A 12642-nucleotide genomic window follows, 5' to 3' on the forward strand; every position below is an offset into this window, starting at 1 on the left:
AAATGAAAAGCGCCAGCGAAGGTGCTTTTTTCTTTGATGAATTGAAAGAGGTGATCCCGATCGATAAAGCATTGTCCATATTATCTTCTTATTTTGGATATACTTCCTTTCGGACAGGCCAGGAAAATGCCATTAATAATGTTTTGGAAGGAAAGGATACACTTTGCGTCATGCCGACAGGCGGTGGAAAATCCGTTTGTTATCAAGTTCCGGCTTTGGTTATGGAGGGAACTGTTTTAGTCGTATCCCCTTTAATTTCATTGATGAAGGACCAAGTCGATGCGCTCCATCAAATTGGAATCCCTGCAGCATATATAAATAGCACATTATCAACAGAGGAATATTTCGGTACGATGGAAATTGCTGCGGAGGGTGGATATCGTCTGCTATACGTTGCTCCTGAACGGTTTGAGTCCCAATCCTTCGTACAGCAAATTAACAGAATGAAAATTCCTATGATCGCGATTGACGAGGCACACTGTATTTCTCAATGGGGTCATGATTTCAGACCAAGTTATCGGATGATGAGCAGAGTCATTCAATCATTTGAAAAAAGACCAGTTGTTTTAGCGCTGACTGCTACAGCGACACCAGCCGTCCGTGACGATATTTGCGAACAGTTGCATATCGAAAGCGATCATACTGTAATGACCGGATTTGAACGGAGCAATCTTACCTTTTCCGTCATTAAGGGTCAAGATCGAGAAAAGTTTGTTAAAGACTATGTGAAGAAAAATGAAGGGGAAGCGGGTATTATTTACGCCGCCACTCGTAAAGCCGTAGACCAAGTTCATGCGATGCTCGAACGGACCGGGGTGAAGGTGGCAAGGTATCATGCTGGCCTCTCGGATGTTTTCCGGCAAACGGAGCAGGATCGGTTCTTAATGGATGAAGCGACTGTCATGGTAGCGACAAATGCCTTTGGGATGGGAATTGACAAAAGTAATATAAGATATGTCATTCATTATCAAATGCCAAAAAATATGGAAAGCTACTATCAGGAAGCAGGTCGTGCCGGTAGGGATGGACTTGATAGTGAATGTACGCTCTTATTTTCTTCACAAGACGTTATAACACAGCGTTTTCTGATTGACCAATCGCAGGATAGCCAACGAATCCCCGCGGAACTTGAAAAACTACAGTCGATGATCGACTATTGCCATACTGAATCCTGCTTGCAAAAATTCATCATCGCCTATTTTGGTGAAAGCGAAATTGAAGATTGCGGCCGCTGTGCAAATTGTACGGATACACGGGAACGCTTCGAAGTGACTGTTGAGGTTCAGAAAGTACTCTCATGTGTGATACGAATGGGGCAGCGATTCGGTAAGACGATGATTGCTCAAGTGTTGACTGGCTCCCGTAACAAGAAAGTGTTGGAATTCGGTTTTGACAAACTGACAACATATGGTTTGATGAAAGAACGGAATGCAAAGGATGTTTCCGATTTTATCGAATTCATCATCTCCGAAAACTTTTTAGGCGTGGAGAATGGTCAATTTCCGATTATATACGTCACTGAGCAAGGGAAGGATGTATTGACCGGCAAAGTGAAGGTTTTCCGTAAAGGATCCGTTGAAACTAAACAGATTACAAAGGAAGATCCGTTGTTCAATCAATTGCGCGCACTTCGCATGAAACTTGCCCAAGAAGCAGGGGTACCTCCTTTTGTTGTCTTTTCCGATAAGACATTACGTGATATGGCTGCAAAAATGCCTGTCACAGAAGAAGCGTTTTTGGAAGTCAACGGAGTAGGGGCTGCAAAACTCGAAAGATATGGGGAAGTATTCATGGAGGAGATCAAATCCTATTCTGCAGAACTGGTATAATATGAAAAAGAAAAAACAGGTGAAGGGAATAGTTCCCTCCACCTGTTTTTTAGATTAATCAAGTTAAGCCTATCATTCTGATGTCAATTGTAGGTTTCTTTTCATACCAAGTATCGTATACAGTGCCACGGCCAATAGGATTATGCCAGTAAGCATGAACGCGCCTTTGAACGTTAAATCCAAGTAACCGATTAAACTTGAGCCTGCAACGACGCCGATCGAAAAGAATGCATAAAAATAGCCATAGGCTTTCCCGCGGAATTCGGCGGAAGATGAGTCGATCAGTAAGGAATTAATCGATGGGAATAGGAAAGAAAAACCGATTCCGTATAGCATCATAGCTACATAGTGAAGTGAAAGTTCCGTAATCTGACTTAGGAATAGCATGCTCAAGCCCATCATGGAAATTCCGAATGCCAATGTGATCATTGGACGTACTTTGTCAAAAATACGGTTAATCGGCAATAGGAAAATCAGTATAGCAACGACACCGAACGTACTAAGCAGCATACCTGTCGTTTTTGTATCAAATCCAAGCGCTTCAACTTTCAAGGGAAGTATCAATGCCAATACCCCTTGCGAAAACATCAGGAAGAAGGCTCCTGCAAATGCTCTTACCATTCCTGGATGTTTGAATAGATACCGCACCCTGAAATGCTTCGTCGACTTTGAATGCTGTTTTTTCTCGTATGTAAATGAACGTAATAGGAAAAAAGCTGCAATGGCAAGAATGAACATAATAACACCATTCACTGACATGATGAAAGGAGCACTTGTTTTCGTAGCAACAATTCCACTATAAGCTGGTCCGAAAATCGCCGCCATTCCAACAAACGCACCAGAAATTGCAACACTTCTACCTCTCTTAGATTCTTCTGCACGATTTGCAAGAAATGTAAAAGCTGCAGGAACGATTAACCCTTCCATAAATCCATGGACAAATCGGATACCTAAAAGCGAGGTAGGTCCGATGGCAAATGTATATAGTAGCAGCGATGCTCCCGACGCAAACAAACCGACCAAAAGGATGATGAAAGGTCCTCTTTTATCTGTCAGAAAACCTGAAATGACATTTCCGATTGTATTTGAAAATGAATACATACCCACTGCGAGACCGGTCATGAAAGACGATGCGCCTAACGAAAACGCGAATGGACTCATTATCGGAAGCTGTGAAAACAAATCAAAAAATGAGAAGAAAACGATTAAATAAACAAACGCACGCATATGAAATCCTCATTCCATTTAGTTATATCTACCCTACTACTGTACCATTTAAATCGAAATAGATAAAAGGATAGATTTTGACAAAAGAAAAATTAGCAAATTAATAGGAGTAACGTTAAAATGTAAGAATACTTTGGGCGAAAGGGATGTTGTTAAAAATGGATACAAAAACAAGAATTGGAATTGTTGGATACGGCAATTTAGGTAAAGGTGTAGAATCAGCGATTTCTCAAAATGATGATTTAACACTTACAGCTGTTTTTACAAGAAGGAATCCTGCAGAGCTGAAAGTGCATAGCGGTGTCCCAGTTCTCCCATTGGATGACATTGAAAGCTATGTAAATGACATCGATGTATTAATTCTTTGCGGTGGATCTAAAAATGATTTGCCGGAACAAGGTCCTGCGCTTTCTAAATTATTTAATACAGTTGATAGCTTCGACACGCATGCGAAAATTCCTGAGTATTTTGAAGCAGTCGACGCTTCAGCCAAACCGAACGGAAAAACTGCAATCATTTCTGTTGGTTGGGATCCAGGATTATTTTCCATCAATCGCCTATATGGTGAATCAATTCTTCCAGAGGGTGCAACCTACACATTCTGGGGTAAAGGTTTAAGCCAAGGTCATTCGGATGCTGTCAGAAGGATTAAAGGAGTTAAAGGAGCTGTCCAGTATACAATCCCTGTAGAGGCAGCGGTGGATAAAGTGAGAAGTGGCTCCCAACCTGAACTCTCCACTCGTGAAAAACATACACGTGAATGCTTTGTTGTTCTTGAAGAAGGGGCGGATGCTGCTCAAGTTGAACAGGCCATCGTGACAATGCCTGATTACTTTGCGGACTATGACACAACAGTGAATTTCATAAGCGAAGCGCAATTGAAAGAGGAGCATGCAGCAATGCCACATGGCGGTTTTGTCATTCGAAGCGGCAAAACAGGCGAGTCTAACAATCAGGTAATGGAATTTTCCCTAACGTTGGAAAGTAATCCTGAATTCACTTCGAGTGTCCTTGTTGCTTATGCACGTGCGGCTTATAAGATGAATAAAAACGGAGAAACCGGCGCAAGAACTGTGTTCGACGTTGCACCCGGATTACTATCACCGAAGAGTGCTCACGAACTTCGAAAAGAGTTGCTATAAATTTCTTTCAAATATCTGTTATTTCATCTATACTGAAAATGTGGTTTTTATTTAGGAGGGCGAAATGAATGGGGAAACTTGACGAAACATTAGTGATGTTAAAAGACTTGACGGACGCGAAAGGAATTCCTGGGAATGAACGCGAGCCTCGCGAAGTAATGAAGAAATATATCGAGCCGTTTGCTGATGAAATCGAATATGATGGACTTGGTTCTTTAATTGCTAAAAAAACAGGTGTTGCCGAAGGTCCAAAAGTAATGGTTACAGGTCATTTGGATGAAGTTGGTTTTATGATTTCTAAGATTGACGACAAAGGATTCCTTTCCTTCCAAACTGTTGGCGGATGGTGGTCCCAAGTTATGCTTGCTCAACGGGTTACAATCGTGACGCGTAAAGGAGATACGGTGACTGGTATTATCGGTTCGAAGCCACCACATATCCTTTCTCCGGAAGCGCGTAAGAAGCCGGTTGATATTAAGGACATGTTCATCGATATCGGTGCCACTTCCAAAGAGGAAGTTATGGAGTGGGGAGTAATGCCTGGAGACATGGTCGTTCCTTACTTTGAATTCACAGTCATGAACAATGACAAATATTTGCTTGCAAAAGCATGGGATAACCGAATCGGCTGTGCAATTGCAATTGATGTCATGAAAGCATTGAAAGACGAGAACCACCCGAATGTCGTATTCGGTGTTGGCGCTGTCCAAGAGGAAATCGGATTGCGTGGCGCGAAAACAGCCGCTGCGAAAGTCAAGCCGGATATTGCGTTTGCAGTTGATGTTGGTGTTGCTGGAGATACACCTGGAGTGACTTCTAAAGAAGCGTCAAGTAAAATGGGCGATGGTCCTCAGATTCTTCTTTTTGACGCTTCAATGGTATCCCATAAAGGTTTACGTGATCTTGTCGTTGACACAGCGGAAGAGCACGGCATCCCTTATCAATTCGACGTGATCCCTGGCGGCGGAACAGATGCTGGGTCAATCCATGTGAGCGGAAACGGAGTTCCTTCACTCGCAATCTGTATCGCTACACGGTATATCCACTCTCATGCGGCAATGTTGCATAGAGATGATTACGAAAATGCAGTGAAACTGATTGTTGAAGTCATTAAAAAGCTTGATAAGGACACTGTACACCGTATTACATTTGAATAAGTTTTTTAAAAGACCGCACCCTTTTGACGAGGGTGCGGTTTTTTGTATTGTGTCGTTTTAGTTTTTACTTCCCGTAGAACTGGGTGGACTTCCCATAGAAGTGTTTGGAGTTCCCGTAGAACCGGGTGGACTTCCCATAGAAGTGTTTGGAGTTCCCGTAGAACCGGGTGGACTTCCCATAGATGCATGTTGAGTTCCCATAGAACTGTGTTGACTTCCTGTAGATGCATGAAGAGTTCCAATAGGACCGCATGAAACATTTATGCTTAAAATTTCATAAAAATTCATTTGACTTTATATTTATGCATGAATATACTATTTCTAACATCACATTATAAGGAATGGAGATGATCAAATTGGTGAAAATGCATTTATCGGCAGTGAATATCGGGCACAATATAGAAGATCAGCTTAAAGGACGCGACATGTTAACGTTGTTAGATTATACGAATGAGGAAATCACTTATTTATTGCACAAAGCATTAGTCATGAAAAAAGAAACACTATCAGGCAAAATGCCCCCCATTTTACCGGGGAAAACTCTCGGCATGATTTTTGAAAAACATTCCACAAGAACAAGGATTTCTTTCGAAGTCGGTATGGTTCAGCTTGGCGGGCATGCAATGTACATGAATGCAAGAGATTTACAAATTGGCCGTGGCGAGTCGATACATGACACAGGAAAAGTATTATCCGAATTCCTCGATGGGGTTATGATACGTGCAAATTCCCATGAATCCGTTGAGGAACTTGCGAAGCATGCATCTATTCCAATCATCAATGGATTAACGGATCTTTTCCATCCATGTCAGGCACTTGCGGATTTATTGACAATGATTGAAGTGAAAGGCTCAATTGTCGGTAAAAGAATCGCTTACGTAGGAGACGGAAATAATGTGGCACACTCATTAGTCATCGGCGCAGCGAACATGGGAATGCATATTGCGGTTGCAACACCTGCTGGATACGAGTTCAATCAAAAGCTTTTCGCAATGGTGCAAAAAATAGCGGCCGCAAACGGTGGGTCGGTTATTCAAACTTACGATCCGGTTGAGGCTGTCGAAAATGCGGATGTTGTTTATACGGACGTCTGGACCAGCATGGGGCAAGAAGAAGAGTCGGCTCATCGACTGGAGGTCTTTAAGGATTTTCAAATTAATGACAAACTGGTCGGTCATGCGAAAAAGGATTACATGTTTTTACACTGCCTACCTGCACATCGTGAGGAAGAGGTTTCCGCTTCCGTAATCGACGGCCCGAATTCCTATGTTTTCCAACAGGCAGGCAATCGGTTGCATGCACAGAAGGCTGTATTAGCTACGCTTTTGAAATAAAAGAGAAGTGACCGGAATGTGGAGGAACCTGTAGTAGCGTGGGAGTTCTCGTTTACACGATTAGAGTTCTCATTAATTCGTGAAGAGTTCTCGTTTAAGCGCTTGGAGTTCTCATTAATTCGTAAAGAGTTCTCGTTTAAGCGCTTGGAGTTCTCATTAATTCGTGAAGAGTTCTCGTTTAAGCGCTTGGAGTTCTCATTAATTCGTGAAGAGTTCTCGTTTAAGCGCTTGAAGTTCTCATTTATTCGTGAAGAGTTCTCGTTTAAGCGCTTGGAGTTGTCATTCTTCATTAAAGAGTTCTCGTTTACAAGCTTTGAGTTCTCGTTCTTCGATGAAAAGTTCTCGTTCATGAATTAAGAGTTCTCATTCTTCATTGTAAAGTTCTCATTAACACAAGATAGGACAAAAAAAGCTGTCCAGTCGACTACCTGGACAGCTCTTTTATCATTACATATTCATCGTCCTGCAAATGCTTGTGCAAGTTCGCCGGTAATTTTAGTTTTCTCTTGCTCATCCGCATTGACCCACAACTTTTCAAAAAACACACCAAGACCTGGCAGTAAATGCTCTTCTCCACGCTGCAGTGCATCTTCCACGACGTTGCGTATATCAGTCGCTGAGTTATTCGTCATGTTTGCAGTAATTGCGTCGCGTATTTGAAAATTCATGATATCATCCTCCTGCACTCATTTTGGACACAATGATCGCCAACTATACGGACATTTGTTACACTGAAAAGAAAAAGGATGTCTTGAAATAAATGAAAAGAATCGAATCGACTCAAAACGCACTTGTTAAGCATTGGAAAAAACTTGCAACCTCTAAAAAAGACCGAGATAAATCGGAAGAATTCCTCGTTGAAGGATTTCATCTCGTCGAAGAAGCTATTAAATCCGAAGGCACTGTGATTCATTTGATCGTAAGGGAGGACGTTGAACTTCCGACCAATTGGAAAACTGATAACCTTCAAATGATTGAAGTGACTAAGGCGGTTGCGAAAGAATTAGTGGAAACAGAACAATCGCAAGGAGTTTTCGCTCATTGCCGCCAACCTAACTATTCAGAAGCTACAACGGATTCATGGAAAAAATATTTGTTCATCGATGCTGTCCAAGATCCTGGCAATATAGGGACAATGATCAGAACTGCCGATGCTGCAGGGATTGATGCCGTAATTTTAGGGAAAGGTTGTGCGGATCCTTACAATCCGAAAACCGTCCGCTCTGCCCAGGGATCCCATTTCCATCTTCCAATCGTAAAAGGAGAACTCGGCGATTGGATAGAAATAGTGAAATCAGCCAATATTAAACTTATCGGCACTGGTTTGCAAAACGCCGTTGACCATTATAGCGTTGGGCCATTAGATGAATTTGCGATAATCGTTGGAAATGAAGGAAGTGGCGTCTCTGCTGACTATTTGTCGAAATCAGATGAGATCGTTAAAATCCCGATTTACGGTAAAGCTGAATCATTAAATGTAGCCATCGCTACAGGAATTCTTCTCTACGCTTATGGCAAGAAATGATTTTGGCAAGTTGAAGTATTGAAGGAAATCGGGTATAGTAATGCTGTAAATAAAATTAAAAGCTGTGACCGGGAAAAGTAGACAGTTTGCAACCAACAGGAAATTTGCACCGTGACTGAGAGTGCAGATAGGCGAATGACCGTTGAAGTTCACCCCGAGAGCTGCCGCTTGGACCAGTTTTTACTGTAAAGGCGTGCCGGTAGAGGGCCGTTAATCCAAATGAAGTGATTATGCATATTCTTGCATAATAATCAGGGTGGTACCGCGAACTCGTCCTCGTCCCTTTTTAGGGGGCGGGGTTTTTTTATTTCGAAAGGAGAATGAAAATGGAACAACAATTACAGCAGTTGAAAGAAGAAGCGTTGAATAAAATTCAAGACGCTTCAACTGTCAAGGACTTAAACGACGTCCGTGTCGCTTATCTTGGCAAAAAAGGACCTATCACTGACTTACTAAAAGGGATGGGGAAACTTCCAGCCGAAGAGCGCCCTAAAATGGGAGCATTGGTAAACGTCATCCGTGAAGCAGTGACCGAATCACTCGAAGCACGCATGACACTGCTTGAAGAAGAGGCCATCAACGCCCAATTGGAAAAAGAGGCAATTGACGTCACGTTACCTGGACGTCCGATTCAAACGGGCAATCACCATCCATTGACAAGAGTCGTTGAGGAAATCGAAGACTTCTTCATCAGCATGGGCTATGAAATTGCAGAAGGTCCTGAAGTTGAGAAAGACTACTACAATTTCGAAGCGCTTAACTTGCCGAAAGGTCACCCAGCTCGAGACATGCAGGACTCCTTCTATATTTCTGAAGATGTTCTACTGCGTACTCATACTTCACCAGTCCAAGCACGGACAATGGAAACTAAAGGCGGGGAAGCAATCAAAATCATCTGCCCGGGTAAAGTGTATCGTAGGGATAATGACGACGCGACACATTCCCATCAATTCACACAGATTGAAGGACTTGTCGTAGGTGAAAATATTAAAATGAGTGATTTAAAAGGGACGCTTGATCTGTTCGCGAAGAAGATGTTCGGTGCAGATCGAGAAATTCGCTTGCGCCCAAGCTTCTTCCCGTTCACTGAGCCATCCGTCGAAATGGATATTTCTTGCTTCAAATGTGGTGGAGATGGATGTAATGTATGTAAAAAAACTGGCTGGATTGAGATATTAGGTGCTGGAATGGTGCATCCGAATGTCTTGCGCATGGCAGGATACGACCCAGAGGCTGTAACTGGCTTTGCATTTGGAATGGGGCCGGAACGGATTGCAATGTTGAAATACGGTGTTGAAGACATCCGTCATTTCTATACGAATGATGTTCGGTTCATATCACAATTCCATCGGTCAGAAGCGTAAGGAGGAGAAGACAGACATGTTAGTATCTACAAAATGGTTGAATGAATATGTAAATATAAAGGGCATTAAGCCGGAAGATCTTGCAGAAAGAATAACGCGTTCAGGGATTGAAGTCGATTCCATTATTGACCGGTCTCAGTCAATGACGAATGTAGTTGTCGGTTATGTAAAGGAATGTGTAAAACATCCTGAAGCGGATAAATTGAACATTTGCCAAGTTGACGTTGGGGAAGAAACGACGCAAATCATTTGCGGAGCGCCAAACGTCGCCCAAGGCCAGAAAGTTATCGTTGCACGCCCTGGCGCAGTTCTACCGGGTGGGATGAAAATTAAAAAAGCAAAACTTCGCGGTGAAGAATCGAACGGGATGATCTGTTCATTACAGGAGCTTGGCATCGAAGGGAAGCTTGTAGCAAAAGCGTATGCTGAAGGCATCTATGTATTGCCACAAGATACGGTTCCCGGTGAGAATGCACTTCCATTGCTTGGACTTGACGATACGGTACTTGAATTCGACTTGACGCCAAACCGCTCGGATGCTTTAAGCATGTTAGGTGTCGCTTATGAAGTAGGCGCAATTTTATCACAAGGGATTGCACTTCCGAAAATTGATTATAAAGAGTCTGCCGAAAAAGCGGAGGATGTGTTGAAACTACGCGTTGATGCATCTACCGATAATCCGATGTATGTAGCAAAAGTTGTGAAAAATATCAAGATTGCCGAGTCTCCACTTTGGCTTCAAAATTATTTGATGGCTGCAGGCGTTCGTCCTCATAATAACGTCGTCGATATTACGAATTATGTACTAATGGAATACGGGCAACCACTTCACGCATTCGACTACGACCGCCTTGAGTCTGGCGAAATCGTCGTCCGTCATGCTGAAGAAGGGGAATTGATCACGACGTTGGACGATGCAGAGCGTAAGCTTAATTCCCATAACTTAGTCATTACGAATGGTAAAGAGCCAGTAGCGATTGCTGGTGTCATGGGTGGAGCGAATTCAGAAGTCCATGACGGGACGACAACTGTTGTAATTGAATCAGCTTATTTTGCACCATCTTCTGTCAGAAGGACGTCAAAAGAAGTTGGACTTCGAAGCGACGCAAGTACTCGCTTTGAAAAAGGTGTTGACCCGAACCGGGTGCAGGAAGCGGCGGAACGCGCTGTGCAACTATTGGCGGAGCTTGCTAACGGTGAAGTCCTCTCCGGATCAGTAACATTTGACGAGCTTGATAAGACGGCTGAGCGCATTACAATCTCACCGGACTATATCAATAATAGACTTGGCATGAAGATATCAATGGATGACATGCTTACTATATTGGAACGTCTTCGTATCCCGACACAAGCGGTCAACGGCCAATTAGTAATTGATGCACCAACACGTAGACAAGACTTACGGATTAAAGAAGATATTATTGAGGAAATCGCTCGTATGTATGGATACGATGAAATTCCAAAAACTCTTCCTGTATCGGAATCCACTCCGGGTGGACTCACTCCATATCAGGCAAAACGTCGAATCGTCCGTCAATACCTTGAAGGTGCAGGTCTATACCAAGCAATCACATATTCATTGACTTCTAAAGAACATGCACAGGCTTATGCTTTGGAAACAGCACCGGTAACGGAATTGCTAATGCCGATGAGTGAGGACCGTAGTACTCTTCGCCAAAGCCTCATTCCTCATCTATTGGAAGCTACTACCTATAACGTCGCACGCCGAATCGATTCGGTGGCATTGTATGAAACAGGTTCTGTCTTCCTTGGTGAAGAAGAGGACGGATTGCCACGTGAGGTGGAACATGTCGCTGCTGTTCTGACTGGTAAATGGGTCGATCATGCATGGCAAGGCGAAACTAAAAAAGTGGATTTCTTTGTGGTGAAGGGAATTATTGAAGGAATGATGGAGCGACTTGGCCTTTCTGACGACTTATCATTCGAAAAGACTTCAATTGACGGAATGCATCCTGGACGTACAGCAAACATTCTTCTTAAAGGCGAGCGTATTGGTCTAATTGGTCAACTACACCCAACAGAGCAGAAGAAACGTGACCTAAAAGAGACGTTTGTGATGGAATTGAATCTTGAGCATATCCTGTCTGTCGACACAGAAGAGCTGTTATATTCACCTGTTCCACGTTTCCCATCGATTTCACGTGACATTGCACTCGTTGTGGAAAGCGGAACTTCTGCGGGTATTCTTGAAACAATCATCCGTCAAGCTGGCGGGAAGTTATTGAAAGACGTGAAACTCTTCGATCTATATGAAGGGGATAATGTCGAAAAAGGCAAGAAATCACTTGCATTCTCATTGACATATTTCGATCCTGAACGCACATTGACAGACGAAGAAGTCGTCAAAGCGCATGATAAAGTATTAAAAGCTTTAACTATGGAAGCAGACGCACAGCTTCGTGGTTAATCGAATATAAATAAATAAGACCGCCATTGGAGAGAACTTGACTCCAAGGCGGTCTTTTTCCATTAATCCCTAACATTAAAGCCGATATTCAAATTCAATTTATATGATTCAGGCTCAATGGTTTCATCAGCATTCTCGATAAAAAAAATTGCAAGTCCATTAACAACATAATTACCCTCAGGAAAGCCCTTATTAATAATCGTTTGAATAAATTCTATCGTCTCTTTATCATCATTATCACTATAACCGCCCGCGAAGCGATACTTTTCACGCAGTGGTTCCCCTTTGACCAACGTTGTTCTTATCAAGGGATCATCCATTGCATATTCGATTTCAATACCTCTTGATAGCTCCTTGATTGGAAATTCAAATGGTGATGCGGAGTGGGAGATTTCAACTGATTCCTGATTTCCTATATACGTTAATTCGGCAAATATGGCAGTATCTCCAAATTCGGAATAAACATCCTTCTCGGTATATAATCTGTAGATGAAGTCATCTGCTTCAACCTGCGCGTCTTGTGGATAGCTAATAGTGTTGTTAGACCCTTCATTGTTAGTAATGTCTTTCGATGAGCAAGCGGAAAGTAGTGCAAGAAGGAGAACAGAAAATACAACCCTTTTCAAACTTTTCATC

Annotated in this window: 12 protein-coding genes and 1 other annotated feature; of the genes, 8 read left to right on the plus strand and 4 right to left on the minus strand. The window is 42.6% G+C overall.

What is annotated here, in order from left to right; translation table 11 throughout:
- The first annotated feature begins 2 nt into the window (after nucleotides 1-2).
- Nucleotides 3-1829, plus strand: a complete 1827-nt coding sequence (gene recQ / locus ACFPZG_RS05270) for a DNA helicase RecQ (protein ID WP_283732375.1) — start codon at nucleotides 3-5, stop codon at nucleotides 1827-1829.
- Nucleotides 1830-1901: 72 nt separating this feature from the next.
- Here recQ and ACFPZG_RS05275 read toward each other — a convergent pair whose 3' ends face one another.
- Nucleotides 1902-3056 (minus strand): MFS transporter, encoded by a 1155-nt coding sequence (locus tag ACFPZG_RS05275; protein ID WP_283732374.1) that lies wholly within the window; start codon nucleotides 3054-3056, stop codon nucleotides 1902-1904.
- Nucleotides 3057-3214: 158 nt separating this feature from the next.
- Here ACFPZG_RS05275 and ACFPZG_RS05280 point away from each other — a divergent pair, with 158 nt between their 5' ends.
- Both ACFPZG_RS05280 and ACFPZG_RS05285 read left to right on the plus strand, forming a co-directional pair.
- On the plus strand, nucleotides 3215-4198 hold the full coding sequence (locus ACFPZG_RS05280; RefSeq protein ID WP_283732373.1) for a diaminopimelate dehydrogenase: 984 nt from the start codon (nucleotides 3215-3217) through the stop codon (nucleotides 4196-4198).
- Nucleotides 4199-4266: 68 nt separating this feature from the next.
- Nucleotides 4267-5355, plus strand: a complete 1089-nt coding sequence (locus ACFPZG_RS05285; RefSeq protein WP_283732372.1) for a M42 family metallopeptidase — start codon at nucleotides 4267-4269, stop codon at nucleotides 5353-5355.
- A gap of 5 nt (nucleotides 5356-5360) precedes the next feature.
- Here the strand turns inward: ACFPZG_RS05285 and ACFPZG_RS05290 are convergent, their stop codons facing one another.
- Nucleotides 5361-5615 carry a hypothetical protein gene (locus tag ACFPZG_RS05290; protein WP_381426429.1) on the minus strand — a complete coding sequence of 85 codons (255 nt, stop codon included), beginning with the start codon at nucleotides 5613-5615 and terminating at the stop codon, nucleotides 5361-5363.
- A gap of 105 nt (nucleotides 5616-5720) precedes the next feature.
- On the opposite strand from ACFPZG_RS05290, the gene argF reads away from it, so the two are divergent.
- Entirely contained in the window at nucleotides 5721-6689 is a 969-nt protein-coding gene (argF, locus tag ACFPZG_RS05295) for an ornithine carbamoyltransferase (protein WP_317941148.1), read from the plus strand.
- Between the two features lie 18 nt (nucleotides 6690-6707).
- A complete protein-coding gene (locus ACFPZG_RS05300) occupies nucleotides 6708-7046 on the plus strand; it encodes a hypothetical protein (protein ID WP_283732370.1) in 339 nt (112 codons plus the stop codon).
- Nucleotides 7047-7144: 98 nt separating this feature from the next.
- Here ACFPZG_RS05300 and sspI read toward each other — a convergent pair whose 3' ends face one another.
- Nucleotides 7145-7357: a small acid-soluble spore protein SspI gene (gene sspI, locus ACFPZG_RS05305; protein ID WP_283732369.1), complete on the minus strand. Its 213-nt coding sequence runs from the start codon at nucleotides 7355-7357 to the stop codon at nucleotides 7145-7147.
- Nucleotides 7358-7449: 92 nt separating this feature from the next.
- Here sspI and ACFPZG_RS05310 point away from each other — a divergent pair, with 92 nt between their 5' ends.
- The 3 genes from ACFPZG_RS05310 to pheT all read left to right on the plus strand — a co-directional run bounded on the left by ACFPZG_RS05310 (nucleotide 7450) and on the right by pheT (nucleotide 12006).
- On the plus strand, nucleotides 7450-8214 hold the full coding sequence (locus tag ACFPZG_RS05310) for a TrmH family RNA methyltransferase (protein WP_283732368.1): 765 nt from the start codon (nucleotides 7450-7452) through the stop codon (nucleotides 8212-8214).
- A 55-nt stretch (nucleotides 8215-8269) separates the two neighbouring features.
- Nucleotides 8270-8501, plus strand: a binding site (T-box leader).
- A gap of 39 nt (nucleotides 8502-8540) precedes the next feature.
- Nucleotides 8541-9578 carry a phenylalanine--tRNA ligase subunit alpha gene (pheS, locus tag ACFPZG_RS05315; protein ID WP_317941141.1) on the plus strand — a complete coding sequence of 346 codons (1038 nt, stop codon included), beginning with the start codon at nucleotides 8541-8543 and terminating at the stop codon, nucleotides 9576-9578.
- A gap of 16 nt (nucleotides 9579-9594) precedes the next feature.
- A complete protein-coding gene (pheT, locus tag ACFPZG_RS05320; RefSeq protein ID WP_317941140.1) occupies nucleotides 9595-12006 on the plus strand; it encodes a phenylalanine--tRNA ligase subunit beta in 2412 nt (803 codons plus the stop codon).
- A 62-nt stretch (nucleotides 12007-12068) separates the two neighbouring features.
- On the opposite strand, the gene ACFPZG_RS05325 is transcribed toward pheT, so the two are convergent.
- The gene (locus ACFPZG_RS05325; RefSeq protein WP_283732366.1) at nucleotides 12069-12641 is read right to left on the minus strand and encodes a hypothetical protein; all 573 of its coding nucleotides are present in this window, start codon (nucleotides 12639-12641) and stop codon (nucleotides 12069-12071) included.
- Nucleotide 12642 lies beyond the last annotated feature (1 nt).

The sequence above is a fragment of the Sporosarcina thermotolerans genome (genome assembly GCF_042658975.1).
Lineage (GTDB): Bacteria > Bacillota > Bacilli > Bacillales_A > Planococcaceae > Sporosarcina > Sporosarcina thermotolerans.

What these genes read in the sequence shown, in the direction of transcription:
- ACFPZG_RS05325 (WP_283732366.1), bottom strand. Translation starts at nt 12,641, where the DNA reads ATGAAAAGTTTGAAAAGGGTTGTATTTTCTGTTCTCCTTCTTGCACTA.
- ACFPZG_RS05280 (WP_283732373.1), top strand. Translation starts at nt 3,215, where the DNA reads ATGGATACAAAAACAAGAATTGGAATTGTTGGATACGGCAATTTAGGT.
- pheS (WP_317941141.1), top strand. Translation starts at nt 8,541, where the DNA reads ATGGAACAACAATTACAGCAGTTGAAAGAAGAAGCGTTGAATAAAATT.
- ACFPZG_RS05285 (WP_283732372.1), top strand. Translation starts at nt 4,267, where the DNA reads ATGGGGAAACTTGACGAAACATTAGTGATGTTAAAAGACTTGACGGAC.
- pheT (WP_317941140.1), top strand. Translation starts at nt 9,595, where the DNA reads ATGTTAGTATCTACAAAATGGTTGAATGAATATGTAAATATAAAGGGC.
- sspI (WP_283732369.1), bottom strand. Translation starts at nt 7,357, where the DNA reads ATGAATTTTCAAATACGCGACGCAATTACTGCAAACATGACGAATAAC.
- argF (WP_317941148.1), top strand. Translation starts at nt 5,721, where the DNA reads ATGCATTTATCGGCAGTGAATATCGGGCACAATATAGAAGATCAGCTT.
- ACFPZG_RS05310 (WP_283732368.1), top strand. Translation starts at nt 7,450, where the DNA reads ATGAAAAGAATCGAATCGACTCAAAACGCACTTGTTAAGCATTGGAAA.
- ACFPZG_RS05275 (WP_283732374.1), bottom strand. Translation starts at nt 3,056, where the DNA reads ATGCGTGCGTTTGTTTATTTAATCGTTTTCTTCTCATTTTTTGATTTG.
- ACFPZG_RS05290 (WP_381426429.1), bottom strand. Translation starts at nt 5,615, where the DNA reads ATGTTTCATGCGGTCCTATTGGAACTCTTCATGCATCTACAGGAAGTC.
- recQ (WP_283732375.1), top strand. Translation starts at nt 3, where the DNA reads ATGAAAAGCGCCAGCGAAGGTGCTTTTTTCTTTGATGAATTGAAAGAG.